The sequence below is a fragment of the Streptomyces olindensis genome (genome assembly GCF_040645895.1).
GTDB lineage: Bacteria > Actinomycetota > Actinomycetes > Streptomycetales > Streptomycetaceae > Streptomyces > Streptomyces olindensis.
The window spans coordinates 65,745-82,909 of sequence record NZ_JBEYZD010000006.1 but is presented as its reverse complement, the minus strand read 5'-3'; the positions used below and the strand labels follow the sequence as shown (position 1 = coordinate 82,909).

Here is a 17,165-nt window from a genome sequence, read left to right as displayed (position 1 = left end):
CTCGTGGCACGGCGCGCAGTGGGCGTCAGGCGCGGAAGCCGTCCGGCATCCGCGGCACAACCGAGAAATTCAAGGAGAAACGGCCATGGCCGTCGTCACGATGCGGGAGCTGCTGGAGAGCGGCGTCCACTTCGGTCACCAGACCCGTCGCTGGAACCCGAAGATGAAGCGCTTCATCTTCACCGAGCGCAACGGCATCTACATCATCGACCTGCTCCAGTCGCTGTCGTACATCGACCGCGCCTACGAGTTCGTCAAGGAGACCGTCGCCCACGGCGGCACGGTCATGTTCGTCGGCACCAAGAAGCAGGCGCAGGAGGCCATCGCCGAGCAGGCCACCCGCGTCGGCATGCCCTACGTCAACCAGCGCTGGCTGGGCGGCATGCTCACCAACTTCTCGACCGTCTACAAGCGTCTGCAGCGCCTCAAGGAGCTCGAGCAGATCGACTTCGAGGACGTCGCCGCGTCCGGTCTGACCAAGAAGGAGCTTCTCGTGCTCTCGCGCGAGAAGGCCAAGCTGGAGAAGACCCTCGGCGGTATCCGCGAGATGCAGAAGGTGCCCAGCGCCGTCTGGATCGTGGACACCAAGAAGGAGCACATCGCCGTTGGTGAGGCCCGGAAGCTGAACATTCCGGTCGTCGCGATCCTCGACACCAACTGCGACCCCGACGAGGTCGACTACAAGATCCCGGGCAACGACGACGCGATCCGCTCCGTCACCCTGCTCACCCGCGTCATCGCCGACGCCGTCGCCGAGGGCCTCATCGCCCGCAGCGGTGTCGCCACCGAGGGCAAGGGCGAGAAGGCCGCCGGCGAGCCGCTCGCCGAGTGGGAGCGCGACCTGCTCGAGGGCGAGAAGAAGGCCGACGAGGCCGCCCCCGCCGCTGAGGCCGCCCCGGCCGCCGAGGCTGCTCCGGCCGCCGAGGCCGAGAAGCCGGCCGAGGGCGAGAAGCCGGCCGAGGCCGAGCAGGCCTGACCCGTCAGCGTCCGAGGTGACGGCGGGAGCGCTGACATGAAGTCCGCTCCCGCCGTTCACCCGTAGGTCAGCGGAAGGACAGCGCCCCCCGGCTCCATGGGCGCATCCGCAGATCTTCGATCTTCCAGACTTCGAGAAAGATTCACAGACTCATGGCGAACTACACCGCCGCCGACGTCAAGAAGCTCCGCGAGCTCACGGGCGCCGGCATGATGGACTGCAAGAAGGCGCTGGACGAGGCCGAGGGCAACGTCGAGAAGGCCGTCGAGGCGCTCCGCATCAAGGGCCAGAAGGGCGTCGCCAAGCGCGAGGGCCGCTCCGCCGAGAACGGCGCCGTGGTCTCCGTCATCGCCGACGACAACTCCTCCGGCGTCATCGTCGAGCTGAAGTGCGAGACCGACTTCGTCGCCAAGGGCGAGAAGTTCCAGGCCGTCGCCAACCAGATCGCGCAGCACGTCGCCAAGACCTCCCCGGCCGACCTGGAGGCCCTGCTCGCCTCCGAGATCGAGGCCGGCAAGACCGTCCAGGCGTTCGTGGACGAGGCCAACGCCAACCTGGGCGAGAAGATCGTCCTGGACCGCTTCGCGCAGTTCGCCGACGGCTACGTCACCGCGTACATGCACCGCACGATGCCCGACCTGCCCCCGCAGATCGGTGTCCTCGTCGAGCTGGACAAGCCGAACGCGGAGATCGCCAAGGGCGTCGCCCAGCACATCGCCGCCTTCGCGCCGAAGTACCTCTCCAAGGAGGACGTGCCGGCCGAGGTCGTCGAGTCCGAGCGCCGCGTCGCCGAGGAGACCACCCGCGCCGAGGGCAAGCCCGAGGCCGCCCTGCCGAAGATCGTCGAGGGTCGCCTCAACGGCTTCTTCAAGGACGCCACGCTGCTCGGCCAGCCGTACGCGCTCGACAACAAGAAGTCCGTCCAGAAGATCCTGGACGAGGCCGGTGTCACCCTGAAGCGCTTCACGCGCATCAAGGTCGGCATCTGAGTCCGTACCGCGATCGACGCGCGACCCCGATAGGGTCGACAGCAGTCGTCCGCGTACGCCGTCACAGGGGTGACGGACGACAGCAGATCTGACGAGGAGGCCATTGCCGTATGGGATGTGAAACACGCCCCACCGGCAATGGCCTTCCTCGTATGTGCACCACGTGAAAGAGGCGGGATCCCCCATGACCACCAAGGCCCAGAAGAGCGACGACGGCAAAGTACGCGGCCGGTTTCTGCTGAAGCTGTCCGGAGAGGCCTTCTCCGGCGGTGGGGGCCTGGGCGTCGACCCCGACGTGGTGCACAAGATCGCCCGCGAGATCGCGGCCGTCGTGCGCGACGGCGCGCAGATCGCGGTCGTCATCGGCGGCGGCAACTTCTTCCGTGGCGCCGAGCTCCAGCAGCGCGGCATGGACCGGGCCCGCTCCGACTACATGGGCATGCTCGGCACGGTCATGAACTGCCTCGCCCTCCAGGACTTCCTGGAGAAGGTCGGCGTGGACTGCCGCGTGCAGACCGCCATCACCATGGGCCAGGTCGCCGAGCCCTACATCCCGCTGCGCGCCGTACGGCACCTGGAGAAGGGCCGCGTGGTGATCTTCGGCGCCGGTATGGGCATGCCGTACTTCTCCACCGACACCACCGCCGCCCAGCGCGCCCTGGAGATCGACGCCGAGGCGCTGCTGATGGGCAAGAACGGCGTGGACGGGGTCTACGACTCCGACCCGAAGACCAACCCGGACGCCGTGAAGTTCGACCACCTCGGCTACGGCGAGGTCATCACCCGCGACCTGAAGGTCGCCGACGCCACGGCCGTGACGCTGTGCCGCGACAACAAGCTCCCGATCGTGGTCTTCGAGCTGCTGGCGGAGGGCAACATCTCACGCGCCGTCAAGGGTGAGAAGATCGGCACGCTGGTGGGGGACCCCGGCAGCCGGGACTGACACCCCGAGAACAACCCCGTCCGGGGGACGGACGGGACGGAGCCGGGCCGGGGGATGGACAATGTCCCGCCGGTCGGGAACCGTGCAGGAAGAAGACGCGACGCAGCCGGCCGCCGCCCCACATGGAACCGCAGCCGGGCCTACTCAAGACACGCAGGAGCAAGTGGTGATCGAAGAGACCCTCCTCGAGGCCGAGGAGAAGATGGAGAAGGCCGTCGTGGTCGCCAAGGAGGACTTCGCCGCGATCCGCACCGGCCGTGCGCACCCGGCGATGTTCAACAAGATCGTGGCCGACTACTACGGCGCGCCGACCCCGATCAACCAGCTGGCCTCGTTCTCGGTGCCCGAGCCGCGCATGGCCGTGGTGACCCCGTTCGACAAGAGCGCGCTGCGCAACATCGAACAGGCCATCCGCGACTCCGACCTGGGCGTCAACCCGAGCAACGACGGCAACATCATCCGGGTGGTGTTCCCCGAGCTGACCGAGGAACGCCGCCGCGAGTACATCAAGGTCGCCAAGGGCAAGGGTGAGGACGCCAAGGTCTCCATCCGCTCCGTGCGCCGCAAGGCCAAGGACGCCATCGACAAGCTGATCAAGGACGGCGAGGTCGGCGAGGACGAGGGCCGCCGTGCGGAGAAGGAGCTCGACGACACCACCGCGAAGTACGTCGCACAGGTGGACGAGCTCCTGAAGCACAAGGAAGCGGAGCTGCTCGAGGTCTGATGAACGACTCTTCCTGGGGGGCGCCGCCACAGGCCGGGTACTGGGGGCCCACCGACCAGCCGCATGGCCACGGGCAGGTCCACACCCCCGGCCAGGGGCACGTCCAAGGGGCCGCCCCGGCGGGTCCCGCATACGATGCGCATGACGCGCCTCAGACTCGGCCCATGCCCATCGTGCCCGACGTAGCCGCGTACGGCGGAAACCAGGATGACGACCGAGGGGCCGCTCGGCGGAGCGGCCCTCCGGTCCGGAACGACACGAATCCGGAGCCCATGCCCGACGCCTCGCAGCCGGCACCCAAGCCGCAGAAGAAGAGCGCGGGTCGCGACCTGAGTGCCGCGATAGGGGTCGGGGTCGGGCTCGGCGCGGTGATCGTCGCGTCGCTGTTCGTCGTCAAGGCCGTCTTCGTCGGCGTCGTCGCGGTCGCCGTCGTGGTGGGCCTGTGGGAACTGACCAAGCGGCTGGAGGAGCGCAAGGGCATCCGGGCGCCGCTCGTGCCGCTCGCGCTCGGCGGTGCCGCGATGGTCGTCGCCGGGTACGTCCGGGGCGCCGAGGGCGCCTGGGTCGCCATGGCGCTCACCGCGCTGGCCGTGCTGGTCTGGCGCATGACGGAACCGCCGGAGAACTACCTCAGGGACGTCACGGCGGGCGTCTTCGCGGCGTTCTACGTGCCGTTCCTGGCGACGTTCGTCGCGATGATGCTGACCGCGGACGACGGACCGCAGCGGGTGCTCACCTTCCTGCTGCTGACGGTCGTCAGCGACACCGGTGCCTACGCCGTCGGCTGGCGCTTCGGCCGGACCAAGCTCGCCCCGCGCATCAGCCCCGGCAAGACCCGCGAGGGCCTGCTCGGTGCGGTCGCCTTCGCCATGGTGGTCGGCGCGCTGTGCCTGGAGTTCATGATCCATGACGGTGCCTGGTGGCAGGGCCTGCTGCTGGGTCTCGCGGTCGCGGTCAGCGCCACGCTCGGCGACCTCGGCGAGTCCATGATCAAGCGGGACCTCGGCATCAAGGACATGGGCACGCTGCTGCCGGGCCACGGCGGCATCATGGACCGGCTCGACTCGCTGCTGCCCACGGCTCCCGTGGTGTGGCTGCTGCTCGTGCTCTTCGTGGGATCCGGCTGAGCGGATCCGCCCCGGCGAGCCCCCGTCCACCACGGCGGGGGCTCGCCGTCTTTCTCGAGGAGGCGGCGGGCTTCACGGAGTGGGACGATTCAGGTGTACGCCGCAAAGGGGGTCATCATGTCCGCCATTCGACAATCCATCGATGTCGACCGCTCTCCCACGGACGTCTACGACTACGTCATGGACACCCCGCGCATGCCGGAGTGGCAGCTGAGCGCCGTCTCCGCGGAACGCCTCGACGAGGGGCCCGTCGGCATCGGCACCAAGGTCCGGGTCACCCGGCACATCGGCCGCCGCACGATGCCGATGACCATGGAGGTCACCGAGTACGACCCGCCGCACAGCTGGGGCCTGCGCGGGATCGACGGCCCCGTCCGGGCACGGGTCCACGGCGAGGTCGAGCCGTTCGACGAGGGCCGCCGCTCCCACGTGACGATCGAGGTCGACTTCGAGGGCCACGGCATGGGCAAGGTCCTCGTCCCCTTCGTCGTCCGCCCCCAGGTCCGCAAGGAACTCCCGCGCAACGAGCAGCTCCTCAAGGACCGGCTGGAGCACACGGGCGAGTAGGGGGTCTCATCCCCGGTGCCGCAGGCGGGGCACGGGCCACCGTGAACGATCTGCGACACTGGTTGAGCCATGCCTAAGCCCGGAGAACTCACTTTCGTCGCCCCGCGCGGAGCCAAGAAGCCGCCGCGGCATCTCGCCGACCTCACTCCTGCCGAGCGCAAGGAGGCTGTCGCCGCTGTCGGGGAGAAGCCGTTTCGCGCCAAGCAGCTCTCGCAGCACTACTTCGCGCGGTACGCGCACGAGCCGGAGCAGTGGACCGATATTCCGGCCGGTGCCCGCGGTCGGCTGCAGGAGGCGCTGCTGCCCGAGCTGATGACCGTCGTGCGGCATCTGTCGACCGACCAGGGCACCACCCGCAAGACGCTGTGGCGGCTGTTCGACGGGACGCTCGTCGAGTCGGTGCTGATGCGCTACCCGGACCGGGTGACCATGTGCATCAGCTCGCAGGCCGGGTGCGGGATGAACTGCCCGTTCTGTGCGACGGGACAGGCGGGGCTGGACCGCAATCTGTCCACCGCCGAGATCGTCCACCAGATCGTGGACGGGATGCGGGCCCTGCGCGACGGGGAGGTCCCCGGCGGCCCGGCGCGGCTCAGCAACATCGTGTTCATGGGCATGGGCGAGCCCCTCGCCAACTACAACCGGGTGATCGGCGCCATCCGGCGGCTCACCGACCCCGAGCCCGACGGCGTCGGCCTGTCCCAGCGAGGGATCACCGTGTCCACCGTCGGTCTCGTGCCGGCCATCCACCGGTTCGCCGACGAGGGCTTCAAGTGCCGGCTGGCGATCTCGCTGCACGCGCCCGACGACGAGCTGCGTGACACCCTCGTGCCCGTGAACACGCGGTGGAAGGTGCGCGAGGTGCTGGACGCCGGTTTCGAGTACAGCGCCAAGTCCGGACGCCGGCTGTCCATCGAGTACGCCCTGATCCGCGACATCAACGACCAGGCCTGGCGTGGCGACCGGCTCGGCCGGATGCTCAAGGGCAGGCCCGTGCACGTCAACCTCATCCCGCTGAACCCGACGCCCGGGTCGAAGTGGACGGCCTCCCGGCCCGAGGACGAGAAGGCGTTCGTGGAGGCCATCGCCGCGCATGGTGTGCCGGTGACGATCCGGGACACCCGTGGTCAGGAGATCGACGGGGCGTGTGGTCAGCTCGCGGCCACCGAACGGTAGTGTGACCGTCGTACATACACCTTCATATTCCGACAGGGGAGCGCCACAGCGCTGAGAGTGCGGCACACGGCCGCAGACCCTCCGAACCTGGCCCAGGTCATTCTGGGTAGGGAGATCGGTCACCACTCGAGCTGTTGCGCCCTGCCCGGGACCCCGGAAGTCCCGGGCAGGGCCGCGTCTTCTCCTGGTCACCCCAGGAGGAATCCGGTGAGCATCAACATCAAGCGGCTGACGGCGGTGGCCGTCGGGCTCGGCATGGTCGGCACGCTGTCCGCGTGCGGGTCGTCCGACGGCTCCCAGGGGGCCGGCGACTCCAAGACCGTGACGCTCGTCAGCCACGACTCGTGGGCCGCGTCCGAGGACGTCATCGCGGCCTTCGAGAAGGAGTCCGGCTACAAGGTCCGGGTCCTGAAGGACGGCGACGCCGGGCAGGCCGTGAACAAGGCCGTCCTGACCAAGGACAACCCGCAGGGCGACGTCTTCTTCGGCGTCGACAACACCCTGCTGTCCCGCGCCCTCGACAACGGCGTGTTCCAGCCGTACGAGGCGAAGGGATCGGAGCGGATCAAGGCCGAGTACCGGGTCGACGAGGACAAGCACCGCGTCACGCCCATCGACACCGGCGACATCTGCGTCAACTACGACAAGAAGTACTTCGCCGACCACAAGATCGAGCCGCCGCGCAGCTTCGACGACCTGGTCGAGCCGCAGTACAAGAACCTGCTCGTGACCGAGAACGCCGCCTCCTCCTCGCCCGGTCTCGGCTTCCTGCTCGGCACCGCCGCGAAGTACGGCGACGACGGCTGGGAGGGCTACTGGAAGAAGCTCAAGGCCAACGGCGTCAAGGTCGTCGACGGCTGGGAGCAGGCCTACAACGAGGAGTTCTCCGGCTCCAGCAGCGGCAAGAAGGCCAAGGGCGACCGGCCGCTCGTCGTGTCGTACGCCTCCTCGCCGCCCGCCGAGGTGCTGTACGCCGACCCGAAGCCCGCCGCCGCCCCCACCGGGGTCGCCGAGGGCACCTGCTTCCGGCAGGTCGAGTACGCCGGGCTGCTGAGCAACGCGAAGAACGCCAAGGGCGGCAAGGCGCTCCTCGACTTCCTGATCGGCGAGCGGTTCCAGCAGGACATGCCGCTCAACATGTTCGTGTACCCGGTGACCGAGGGCGCCCAGGTGCCGCCCGAGTTCGTGAAGTACGGGCCGCAGGCGAAGGATCCCGAGACCATGGACCCGGCGAAGATCGCCGACCACCGTGACCAGTGGGTCAAGTCGTGGACCTCACTCGTACTGAAGTAGCCGTCCGGCGGCGGGGCGCGGCGGCGCGGTTCGGTCTGCTCGCCGTGCCCGTCGCGTTCTTCGCGGTCTTCTTCGCCTATCCGGTCGCCGCGATCGTCGCGCGCGGCCTGAAGGCCGACGGGGCCTGGCACCTCGGGCGGATCGGGGAGGTGCTGGCGCAGTCCGACGTCCGGCACGTCCTGTGGTTCACCACCTGGCAGGCGCTCGTCTCCACCGCGCTCACGCTGCTGGTCGCGCTGCCCGGCGCGTACGTCTTCGCGCGTTTCGACTTCCCCGGCAAGCAGGTGCTGCGGGCGGTGGTGACCGTGCCGTTCGTGCTGCCGACGGTCGTCGTCGGTACGGCGTTCCTGGCGCTGGTCGGGCGCGGCGGGCTGCTCGACGAGCTGTGGGGGGTACGGCTGGACACCACGGTGTGGGCGATCCTGCTCGCGCACGTCTTCTTCAACTACGCGGTCGTCGTGCGGACCGTCGGCGGGCTCTGGGCGCAGCTCGACCCGCGGCAGGAGGAGGCCGCGCGGATGCTCGGGGCCTCACCCCTGAAGGCCTGGCGGCAGGTCACGCTCCCGGCGCTGGCACCCGCCGTGGCCGCCGCCGCGCTCATGGTCTTCCTGTTCACCTTCACCTCCTTCGGCGTCGTCCAGATCCTCGGGGGGCCCACCTTCTCCACCCTGGAAGTGGAGATCTACCGGCAGACGTCCGAGATCTTCGACCTGTCCACGGCGGCCGTGCTGACGCTGATCCAGTTCGTGGCCGTGGGGGCGATCCTCGCCCTGCACGCCTGGACCGTGCGGCGGCGGGAGACGGCGCTGCGGCTGGTGGACGCCGCCGGGACCGCGCGCCGGCCGCGCGGCGCCGGGCAGTGGGCGCTGCTGGGCGGGGTACTGGTCACCGTCGTCGTGCTGCTCCTGCTGCCCCTGGCCGTGCTGGTGCAGCGGTCCCTCGACGCGCCCGGCTTCGGCTACTACCGGGCGCTGACCAGGGACGACGGGGGAGTGTTCCTGGTCCCGCCGATCGAGGCGATCGGCAACTCCCTGTCGTACGCCGTCGCCGCCACGGCCATCGCCGTGGTGGTCGGCTCCCTCGCCGCCGTCGCGCTCACCCGCCGCGACGCGGGGCGGTTCGTGCGCGGCTTCGACGCGCTGCTGATGCTGCCGCTCGGGGTGTCCGCGGTGACCGTCGGCTTCGGATTCCTGATCGCGCTGGACGAGCCGCCGCTGGACCTGAGGTCCTCCTGGATCCTCGTGCCGCTCGCGCAGGCGCTGGTCGGGGTGCCGTTCGTGGTCCGGACGATGCTGCCCGTGCTGCGGGCCGTGGACGTGCGGCTGCGGGAGGCGGCCTCGGTGCTCGGGGCCTCGCCCTGGCGGGTGTGGCGGGAGGTGGACCTGCCGATGGTGCGGCGGGCCCTGCTGATCGCGGCCGGGTTCGCCTTCGCCGTGTCGCTCGGGGAGTTCGGGGCGACGGTGTTCATCGCGCGGCCCGACAACCCGACGCTGCCGGTGGCCGTGGCCCGGCTGCTGGGGCGGCCCGGGGACCTCAACTACGGGCAGGCGATGGCCCTGTCGACGATTCTGATGGTGGTGTGCGCGGTGGCCCTGCTGGTGCTGGAGAGGCTGCGGACGGACCGGACGGGGGAGTTCTAGATGCTGCTGAGCCTGGAGGGCGCGACGGTCCGTTTCGGCGGGCGGGCCGTGCTGGACGCCGTCGATCTGGAGGTCGCCGAGCACGAGATCGTGTGCGTGCTCGGGCCCAGCGGCAGCGGCAAGTCGACCCTGCTGCGGGCGGTGGCCGGGCTGCAGCCGCTCGACTCCGGGCGCGTGTCGCTCGACGGGCGGGACCAGGCGGGCGTGCCCGCGCACCGGCGGGGCGTCGGGCTGATGTTCCAGGACCACCAGCTGTTCCCGCAGCGGGACGTGGGCGGCAACGTCGCCTTCGGGCTGCGCATGCACGGGGCGCCGAAGCGGCGACAGGCCGAGCGCGTCCAGGAGTTGCTGGACCTGGTCGGGCTGCCGGGCGCGGCCCGCCGGGCCGTCGCCGCGCTGTCCGGCGGGGAGCAGCAGCGGGTCGCGCTGGCCCGGGCTCTGGCGCCCAGCCCACGGCTGCTGATGCTGGACGAGCCGCTGGGCCAGCTCGACCGGTCGCTCAGGGAGCGGCTGGTCGTCGAACTCAAGGAACTGTTCGGCCGGTTGGGTACGACCGTGCTCGCCGTGACCCACGACCAGGGGGAGGCCTTCGCGCTGGCCGACCGGGTCGTGGTGATGCGGGACGGGCGGATCGCCCAGTCCGGTACGCCCCTGGAGGTGTGGCAGCGGCCGGCCGACGCGTTCGTGGCCCGCTTCCTGGGCTTCGAGAACGTGGTCGAGGCGACCGTCGGGACGGAGGCGGCGGACACGCCGTGGGGCAAGGTGCCCGTGCCGGAGGGGGCGCCGCAGGGCACGCGGAACCTGCTCGTCCGGCCCGCCGGGGTGTGCCTGGTGTCCGCCGAGGCCGGTCTGAGGTGCACGGTCGCCGCCCGCACCTTCAAGGGCACCCATGTGGCCGTCCACCTGCAGCCGGCGGACGCCCCGCGGCTGGAGGCGGCCTGCGCGCTGCGGGACGCGCCGGAGGTCGGCGGCGAGGTCGGGGTGGAGTTCGACGCGGCCGAGATCGTCGTGCTCGGGTGAGACGGGACGTGGCCCGCCCCCAGGGTTCGGGGACGGGCCACATCACGGCGTGCGGGGCGTCAGCTGTCGCTCTTCGCCCCACGGCGGCGCATGCCGAAGAACACCGCACCGCCACCGACGACGACCAGGGCCGCCGCGATGCCGGCGATGATCCCGGTGTTGGAGTCGGCACCGGTCTCGGCGAGGTTCGAGTCACCGGCCGCGGGGGCGGGCGCGTTGCCCGCCGGCGTGCTGCTCTCGCTCTCCGACGGCGCCGGAGCCGGGGTGTCGGTGTCCTCGGCGGGCTTCGACGGGGAGGCCGACGGGGTCGGCGTGGCCGGCGGAGTCGAAGCCGGGGGCTCCTCCTCCTTCTTGCAGGCCGTGGCCGGCGTGACGAGGTTCGGCTTGATGTCCTCGTCGACGTACGGGGTGGCCTTGACGTGGATGCGGTACTCGGCGTTCGGCTTCCAGTTCTCGGCGAAGGTGATGGTGGTGCCCTCGCGGGAGCCCTTGACCACCTGCTCGCCGACCTTCTTCACGTCGGCGCCGTTGTTCTCCAGGTACACGGTGACGGTCGCCGGGACGCCGGCGGGGTCCACGTCGGTGACGGTGATGACGCCCTTGTCACCGTCGCACTTCGCCTCGGCGGAGAACTCGTTGATGTTGCAGGCGAGCGCGTTGCCGGCGGCGCCGAGTGCGAGCGCGGCCGAGGCCGAGGCGACACCGAGGATCCGCACGGAACGGGCGAGGGTGCGACGCCGGGTCGTACGGCGGGATACGGACAGAACTGCCACGTTTGTCCTTTACAGGATGCGCAATTGCGGGGGGTGGAGGCAGTGTTGACTGGACATCAGCACTACCGGGAGGCTCCCAGGTCTATAAGCGCCGCATAAGTAGTGTCAACGCATATGCAGGGTGCAAGCACTTGCTTTGCCAGCTTATTAACCGCCGAGACGTTTCAACGCCTCGGGCGCCTCCTCGATCCGGTCGACCAGCGCGATCCGCGCCTCCATCGACCGCCCCTTGGCCAGCGATCGCAGCAGGGGCCACGCCGGCAGCCTCTCCGTCCAGTGCGCCCGGTCCACGAGCACCATGGGGGTCGGCTCGCCGCGCGACTCGTAGTAGTTGGGCGTCGCGTTGTCGAAGATCTCCTGGACGGTCCCGGCGGCGCCCGGCAGGAACACCACACCCGCGTTGGACCGGGCCAGCAGGCCGTCCTCGCGGGTGGCGTTGGCGAAGTACTTGGCGATGTGGGACGCGAAGGCGTTCGGCGGCTCGTGGCCGTAGAACCAGGTCGGGATGCCGACGGAACGGCCGCCCTGCGGCCAGCGGCCGCGTATCTCGAAGGCGGCCGTCGCCCACTGGGTGATCGACGGGGTGAACCGCGGTGCCTTGGCGAGCAGTTCGAGCGACTCGGTGAGCATGTCCTCGCCGAACGGGGCGGCGTAGGCGCCGAGGTTCGCCGCCTCCATGGCGCCCGGGCCGCCTCCGGTCGCGACGGTGAAACCGGCCCGGGCCAGCTCGCGGCCGAGCCGCGCGGCACCGGCGTACTCCCGCGTGCCGCGGGCCATCGCGTGGCCGCCCATCACGCCCACCACCCGGGCGCCGGACAGGAGTTCGTCGAGGGCGTCGGAGACGGAGTCGTCGTGGACCGAGCGCAGCATGGAGGCGTAGATGTCCCGGTCCGCCTTGGTGTGCTGGAACCAGGCGTACGCCCGGGCGTCGGGGGTGGCCTCGTAGCCGTCCGCCAGCGACGCGAAGAGCTCGTCCGGCGCGTAGACATGGGCGCGGTACGGGTCGAAGGGCAGGTCCGGGACCGGCGGGAAGACCAGGGCGCCGTCGGCGCGGACCTTCGCCGCCGCGTCCTCGCGCATCGCGCAGCCGAGGAAGACCGCGCCCGTGGTGTCCGTGCCGAGCAACTCGCGCGTGCGGTCCGTCAGGTCGACGGCCTGGACGCGGTAGCCGGCGAGGGTGCGGCGCGCCGAGACGGTGGCGTCGAACTCCTCAAGCGTCTCGATCTCACGGTCGTCGTGGTGGGCCGCATGGGCGGGCATCGTCTGCACCCGCCCATGCTGGCACAGCCACGTCTCAGCCCTCGACGGCCGACGGGTCCATCCACACGACCTCGAAGGTGTGGCCGTCCGGGTCGTCGAAGGCGCGGCCGTACATGAAGCCGTGGTCCTGGGTCTCGCCGCTGACGGAGCCGCCCGCCGCGACCGCCTTCTCGACCAGTTCGTCGACCTTCTCGCGGCTCTCGGCGCTCAGCGCGATCAGCACCTCGCTGGTCTTCGTCGCGTCCGCGATCGCCTTCTTCGTGAACTGCGCGTACTTGTCCTTGGTGTGCACCATCACGACGATGGTGTCGCTGATCACGACCGAGGCGGTCGACTCGTCGCTGAACTGCTCGTTGATCGAGTAGCCGAGCTCCGTGAAGAACTTCTTGGAGGAGTCGAGGTCGTTGACGCACAGGTTCACGAAGATCATCTGCTGGTACATGCGGGTCTCTCCCATCGGGTCCGTGTCGTTACGCGGGGATAGACCTGGGTACGGCGCGGAACTCATCGCCGTTCGGAGATTTTTTTCGTACGGGTTTTCCCGGCGGGCTTCCGGGGCGCTTCAGCGGGCCAGCGGCAGTGCCGCCAGCTCGGCCACCGTCAGGGTGAGCGGGCCGAAGAGGGCGAGCAGGGCGCCCGCGCGCAGGGCGGCGGCGCCGCGCAGCATCGTCGCGGGGGCGCCGAGGCGCAGCAGCGCGGCGGTGGTGTCGGCCCGGGCCTGCCGTGCCTCGACGGCGGCCGTGAGGAGCGTGCCCACGGTGCATCCGGTCACGAGGAGCACGCCGAGGAGGGTGAGCGGGCCGAGCGACAGTCCGTCCGGGAGGTGCAGCAGCGCCATGGCCCACGCGGCCGACAGCACCGCGCTGACGACGCCCAGGGGGCGGCCGATGCGGGCGGCCTCCGCCATGAGGACGCGTCCGGCCAGCAGCCGCAGGGCGCCGGGGCGGGCCGACTGGAGGAGCCGTCCGCACAGGTGCGTCAGACCCGGGCCCGCCAGGGCCAGTCCGACGGCGGCCAGCGCCCAGCCGGCCAGGACACCGGGGGAGGCGCCGGAGAAGGTGAGGTCGGGGGCGGTCGGGGCGGTGCGGCTCGTGTAGGTCTCCACGGCGAGGCCCGCGGCCAGCAGGGTGATGCCCCAGGGGAGGCCGGTGGGGGCGGCGGTCGGGGAGCCGTCGGTCCCGGGCGGGTCCGGCAGGGCCGCCGCGAGGGCGGCGGGGTCGTCGGCGCCGCGTGCCGCGGCCGGGGAGGGAGCGGACCGCTGGGCGGGCGTCCCGTCGGTCCGGGCCGCGCCGACCGGGTCCGATGCCTGGGGGTGTGGGGCGGGGTGTGCGGGGTGGGCGGTGTTCAGCGGGTGCCGGGCGGGGGCGCCGTGGGGGTCTCCGGGGCCGGATGCCGCCGGGGGGCGGGCCGGATCGCCGTCGGAGTCGGGGGCGGGTGGCGCCGGGTGGCGGGCGGTGTCGCCGTCGGGCCGGGCGGCGTCCCTGGGGTCCGGCGCCGCCGGGTGGCGGGCCGGGCCGCCGTACGGGATCACCGCACTCACCGTGTCGCGTGCCGGAGGGTCCGTGAGTGCGCTGACCGTGCCGCCGGAGTCGGAGCCGGAGCGGGGGCCGGAGTCAGCGTCGGTGTCGGTGTCGGTGCGGGCGAGGGTCGTCACGGAGGTGGGTTCGCCCGTGCGTGCCTGCGGGGGACCGCCCTGCGGCGCGGAGTCGGCGGAGCGGCCGTGCGCGGGCCGGACGATCTGCCGTCCGAACCGGCCGTACGCCCCGAAGGTCTCGCGCTTGCTCTCGCGGCGGTACGCGCCGAACCGGCCGTACATCCGGGACGCCCGGGGCGCCGCCGGTCCGGTCTCCCGCGGCCGCAGCGCCAGCGCCACGGCCGCCGACGCGCCGACGGGGACGATCGCCAGCAGGGTCAGGGTGCCCGCCAGCGGCAGGGGCCGGCCGGAGGCGAGGGGCCCGGCGGCCGCCCCGTCGAAGGGCAGGCCCGACAGGTCGCCCCGCAGGTGCAGGAAGACGAGCAGGGCCAGCATGGCGCCGAGCGTGCAGGACAGAGCCGTCGTCGCCGCCGAGACGGCCAGCAGGCGCAGCGGGCCGAGGCCGATCGCGGAGAGGCCGGGGCGGGGTTTCGTGGCGGGGTCGGTGCGCGCCACCGCGACGGCGAAGTACACCGTGGTGGCCAGCGGGGCCGCGCACCACGCCAGACGCATCAGGGACTCGCCGGTGGCGCCGGGGTGCCCGAGGGCGTGGCCCAGGGCGCACAGCAACAGGAAGCTCGTGCCCGCCGAGGCCGCCGCGACCAGGAGGCGGCGCAGCTGGACGGCGGGGTGGGCGCCGCGGGTCAGACGGAGAGCGAGCACGCGGCCCGGCCTTCCGGCTCGGCGGTCTCGGCGACCGGCGGCAGGTGCACCGTCTGCACGCGCCGCCCGTCGAGCAGGGACACCGTGCGGTCGGCGAGGGCCGCGGTCTCCGCGTCGTGGGTGGCGAGGACGACGGTGATGCCGTGGGAGCGGGCCGCCGTGGTCAGGGTGCGCAGGACGTGGGCGCGGTCGGCGCGGTGCAGCGGGGCCGTGGGCTCGTCCGCGAACAGCACCGAGGGGGCGGGGGCGAGGGCGCGGGCGATGCAGACCCGCTGGCGCTCGGCCTGCACGAGCTGGTGGGGGCGCTTGCGGGCGCCGTCGCCGATGTCCAGGCGCTCCAGCCACTCCAGTGCGGCGGTCTTGGCCCGGCGCCGGCTGGTGCCGCGCAGCATCAGCGGCAGGGCGGTGTTCTCCCAGGCGTTGAGCTCCGGGACCAGGGAGGGGGCGGGGTCGATCCAGCCGAAGCGGTCGCGGCGCAGCCGTTCCCGGGTGAGGGGGCCCATGGTGTGCACGGGCACGCTGTTGAACCAGACCTCGCCGCGCCGGACGGGCACCAGGCCGGACAGGCACCGCAGCAGGGTCGTCTTGCCGCTGCCGCGCGGGCCGCTGACGGCGAGGATCTCGCCCTCCCGGACGCCGAGCGACACTCCGGTGAGCGCGGGCGAGCCGTCGTCGTGCTGGAAGTGCAGGGCGCGTGCCCAGAGCACGTCGTTGTCCGGCGGGGCCTCCATGGGCGTACACCTCGGTTCAGATCCGTAGTTCCCGTGCCATCCCCCGTGCGGGGGAACGAAGGCAGGGCCGATCGGTCACTGGGCACGCTAGGCACAGGGCGGCGGGACGTCGGACAGCACGCGGCCCCGGGCCGCCGTTTCTCACTCGAACGGGCGGCACCGGGGCCGGTGTTGATCATCCAGGCAGACGATCGGAGCGACGCGGGGGCGTCGGTCGGTCAGAGCTTGGTCCACGCCTCGGTGAGGGTGGCCCGCAGGATCTGCTCGATCTCGTCGAACGTCGACTGGTCGGAGATCAGCGGCGGGGCGAGCTGCACGACCGGGTCGCCGCGGTCGTCGGCCCGGCAGTACAGGCCGTTTTCGTACAGCTTCTTGGAGAGGAAGCCGTACAGGATCCGCTCGGTCTCGTCGGCGTCGAAGGACTCCTTGGTGGCCTTGTCCTTGACGAGTTCGATGCCGTAGAAGAAGCCGTTGCCGCGGACGTCGCCGACGATCGGCAGGTCGTGCAGCTTCTCCAGGGTCGAGCGGAACGCGCCTTCGTTGTCCAGGACGTGCTGGGTGAGGTTCTCGCGCTCGAACAGGTCGAGGTTGGCGAGGCCCACGGCCGCGGAGACCGGGTGGCCGCCGAAGGTGTAGCCGTGCAGGAAGGTGTTGTCGCCCTTGTAGAACGGCTCGGCGAGGCGGTCGGAGATGATGCACGCGCCGATCGGGGAGTAGCCCGAGGTCATGCCCTTGGCGCAGGTGATCATGTCCGGCACGTAGTCGAACTTGTCGCAGGCGAAGATCGTGCCCAGGCGGCCGAAGGCGCAGATGACCTCGTCGGAGACGAGCAGCACGTCGTACCGGTCGCAGATCTCGCGGACGCGCTGGAAGTAGCCGGGCGGGGGCGGGAAGCAGCCGCCCGCGTTCTGCACGGGCTCCAGGAAGACCGCGGCCACCGTGTCCGGGCCCTCGAAGAGGATCTGCTGTTCGATCTGGTCGGCGGCCCAGCGGCCGAAGGCCTCCGGGTCGTCGCCGAAGAGCGGGGCGCGGTAGATGTTGGTGTTCGGGACCTTGTGAGCGCCCGGCACCAGCGGCTCGAAGGGGGCCTTGAGGCCCGGCAGGCCGGTGATGGACAGGGCGCCCTGGGGGGTGCCGTGGTAGGCGACCGCGCGGGATATGACCTTGTGCTTGGTGGGCTTGCCGACCAGCTTGAAGTACTGCTTGGCGAGCTTCCAGGCGGTCTCGACGGCCTCGCCGCCACCGGTGGTGAAGAAGACCTTGTTCAGGTCGCCCGGCGCGTGGTGGGCCAGGCGCTCGGCCAGCTCGATCGCCTTGGGGTGGGCGTAGGACCACACGGGGAAGAACGCCAGCTCCTGCGCCTGCTTGGAGGCGGTCTCGGCGAGCTCGACGCGGCCGTGCCCGGCCTGCACCACGAACAGGCCGGCGAGGCCGTCCAGGTAGCGCTTGCCCTGGTCGTCGTAGATGTACGTGCCCTCGCCCCGGACGATGGTGGGGACGGGGGCCTTCTCGTACGACGACATGCGCGTGAAGTGCATCCACAGGTGGTCGTACGCGGACTGGGAGAGGTCCTTGCTCACGGCTATCGGG

General features: G+C 71.2%; 16 protein-coding genes and 1 riboswitch. Of the genes, 10 read left to right on the top strand and 6 right to left on the bottom strand.

The genetic code is table 11. The features are described from left to right. Window positions 1-85: 85 nt before the first annotated feature. From rpsB to ABZ948_RS05230, 10 genes are all read left to right on the top strand, one after another. Window positions 86-976: a 30S ribosomal protein S2 gene (gene rpsB / locus ABZ948_RS05275; protein ID WP_359757438.1), complete on the top strand. Its 891-nt coding sequence runs from the start codon at window positions 86-88 to the stop codon at window positions 974-976. 152 nt (window positions 977-1,128) lie between these two features. Next, on the top strand, window positions 1,129-1,965 hold the full coding sequence (tsf, locus tag ABZ948_RS05270; RefSeq protein WP_359757436.1) for a translation elongation factor Ts: 837 nt from the start codon (window positions 1,129-1,131) through the stop codon (window positions 1,963-1,965). Between the two features lie 184 nt (window positions 1,966-2,149). Further along, window positions 2,150-2,908 (top strand): UMP kinase, encoded by a 759-nt coding sequence (gene pyrH, locus ABZ948_RS05265; protein WP_359757434.1) that lies wholly within the window; start codon window positions 2,150-2,152, stop codon window positions 2,906-2,908. Window positions 2,909-3,074: 166 nt separating this feature from the next. Continuing rightward, window positions 3,075-3,632 (top strand): ribosome recycling factor, encoded by a 558-nt coding sequence (frr, locus tag ABZ948_RS05260; protein WP_014675285.1) that lies wholly within the window; start codon window positions 3,075-3,077, stop codon window positions 3,630-3,632. Beyond that, window positions 3,632-4,759, top strand: a complete 1,128-nt coding sequence (locus ABZ948_RS05255) for a phosphatidate cytidylyltransferase (RefSeq protein WP_359757432.1) — start codon at window positions 3,632-3,634, stop codon at window positions 4,757-4,759. Before frr ends, ABZ948_RS05255 begins: the two co-directional genes overlap by 1 nt. A 117-nt stretch (window positions 4,760-4,876) precedes the next feature. After that, complete coding sequence (locus ABZ948_RS05250; protein ID WP_359757430.1) at window positions 4,877-5,326, top strand: SRPBCC family protein; 450 nt, start codon at window positions 4,877-4,879, stop codon at window positions 5,324-5,326. Window positions 5,327-5,395: 69 nt separating this feature from the next. After that, on the top strand, window positions 5,396-6,502 hold the full coding sequence (rlmN, locus tag ABZ948_RS05245; protein WP_359757428.1) for a dual-specificity RNA methyltransferase RlmN: 1,107 nt from the start codon (window positions 5,396-5,398) through the stop codon (window positions 6,500-6,502). A gap of 24 nt (window positions 6,503-6,526) precedes the next feature. Then, a riboswitch (TPP riboswitch) is annotated at window positions 6,527-6,633 on the top strand. Between the two features lie 124 nt (window positions 6,634-6,757). Beyond that, the gene (locus ABZ948_RS05240; RefSeq protein ID WP_435857461.1) at window positions 6,758-7,795 is read left to right on the top strand and encodes a thiamine ABC transporter substrate-binding protein; all 1,038 of its coding nucleotides are present in this window, start codon (window positions 6,758-6,760) and stop codon (window positions 7,793-7,795) included. Then, on the top strand, window positions 7,771-9,435 hold the full coding sequence (locus ABZ948_RS05235) for an ABC transporter permease (RefSeq protein WP_359757426.1): 1,665 nt from the start codon (window positions 7,771-7,773) through the stop codon (window positions 9,433-9,435). Before ABZ948_RS05240 ends, ABZ948_RS05235 begins: the two co-directional genes overlap by 25 nt. Then, complete coding sequence (locus ABZ948_RS05230) at window positions 9,436-10,455, top strand: ABC transporter ATP-binding protein (protein WP_359757424.1); 1,020 nt, start codon at window positions 9,436-9,438, stop codon at window positions 10,453-10,455. A gap of 59 nt (window positions 10,456-10,514) precedes the next feature. Here the strand turns inward: ABZ948_RS05230 and ABZ948_RS05225 are convergent, their stop codons facing one another. The 6 genes from ABZ948_RS05225 to ABZ948_RS05200 all read right to left on the bottom strand — a co-directional run bounded on the left by ABZ948_RS05225 (window position 10,515) and on the right by ABZ948_RS05200 (window position 17,161). Continuing rightward, window positions 10,515-11,228 carry an LAETG motif-containing sortase-dependent surface protein gene (locus ABZ948_RS05225; RefSeq protein WP_359757422.1) on the bottom strand — a complete coding sequence of 238 codons (714 nt, stop codon included), beginning with the start codon at window positions 11,226-11,228 and terminating at the stop codon, window positions 10,515-10,517. Window positions 11,229-11,375: 147 nt separating this feature from the next. Beyond that, window positions 11,376-12,497, bottom strand: a complete 1,122-nt coding sequence (locus ABZ948_RS05220; RefSeq protein ID WP_359757420.1) for an LOG family protein — start codon at window positions 12,495-12,497, stop codon at window positions 11,376-11,378. A 25-nt stretch (window positions 12,498-12,522) separates the two neighbouring features. Continuing rightward, window positions 12,523-12,930 (bottom strand): VOC family protein, encoded by a 408-nt coding sequence (locus tag ABZ948_RS05215; protein ID WP_359757418.1) that lies wholly within the window; start codon window positions 12,928-12,930, stop codon window positions 12,523-12,525. A gap of 120 nt (window positions 12,931-13,050) precedes the next feature. After that, window positions 13,051-14,844 (bottom strand): hypothetical protein, encoded by a 1,794-nt coding sequence (locus ABZ948_RS05210; RefSeq protein WP_359757416.1) that lies wholly within the window; start codon window positions 14,842-14,844, stop codon window positions 13,051-13,053. Next, window positions 14,826-15,575: an ABC transporter ATP-binding protein gene (locus ABZ948_RS05205; RefSeq protein ID WP_359757414.1), complete on the bottom strand. Its 750-nt coding sequence runs from the start codon at window positions 15,573-15,575 to the stop codon at window positions 14,826-14,828. The genes ABZ948_RS05210 and ABZ948_RS05205 overlap by 19 nt, the downstream gene beginning before the upstream one ends. Before the next feature lie 218 nt (window positions 15,576-15,793). Beyond that, a complete protein-coding gene (locus ABZ948_RS05200; protein WP_359757556.1) occupies window positions 15,794-17,161 on the bottom strand; it encodes an aspartate aminotransferase family protein in 1,368 nt (455 codons plus the stop codon). Window positions 17,162-17,165: the final 4 nt, after the last annotated feature.

Excerpts from the sequence above, each read along its gene's own strand:
- rpsB (WP_359757438.1), top strand. The coding sequence starts at position 86 with ATGGCCGTCGTCACGATGCGGGAGCTGCTGGAGAGCGGCGTCCACTTC.
- tsf (WP_359757436.1), top strand. The coding sequence starts at position 1,129 with ATGGCGAACTACACCGCCGCCGACGTCAAGAAGCTCCGCGAGCTCACG.
- pyrH (WP_359757434.1), top strand. The coding sequence starts at position 2,150 with ATGACCACCAAGGCCCAGAAGAGCGACGACGGCAAAGTACGCGGCCGG.
- ABZ948_RS05255 (WP_359757432.1), top strand. The coding sequence starts at position 3,632 with ATGAACGACTCTTCCTGGGGGGCGCCGCCACAGGCCGGGTACTGGGGG.
- ABZ948_RS05250 (WP_359757430.1), top strand. The coding sequence starts at position 4,877 with ATGTCCGCCATTCGACAATCCATCGATGTCGACCGCTCTCCCACGGAC.
- rlmN (WP_359757428.1), top strand. The coding sequence starts at position 5,396 with ATGCCTAAGCCCGGAGAACTCACTTTCGTCGCCCCGCGCGGAGCCAAG.
- ABZ948_RS05240 (WP_435857461.1), top strand. The coding sequence starts at position 6,758 with ATGGTCGGCACGCTGTCCGCGTGCGGGTCGTCCGACGGCTCCCAGGGG.
- ABZ948_RS05230 (WP_359757424.1), top strand. The coding sequence starts at position 9,436 with ATGCTGCTGAGCCTGGAGGGCGCGACGGTCCGTTTCGGCGGGCGGGCC.
- ABZ948_RS05215 (WP_359757418.1), bottom strand. The coding sequence starts at position 12,930 with ATGTACCAGCAGATGATCTTCGTGAACCTGTGCGTCAACGACCTCGAC.
- ABZ948_RS05205 (WP_359757414.1), bottom strand. The coding sequence starts at position 15,575 with ATGGAGGCCCCGCCGGACAACGACGTGCTCTGGGCACGCGCCCTGCAC.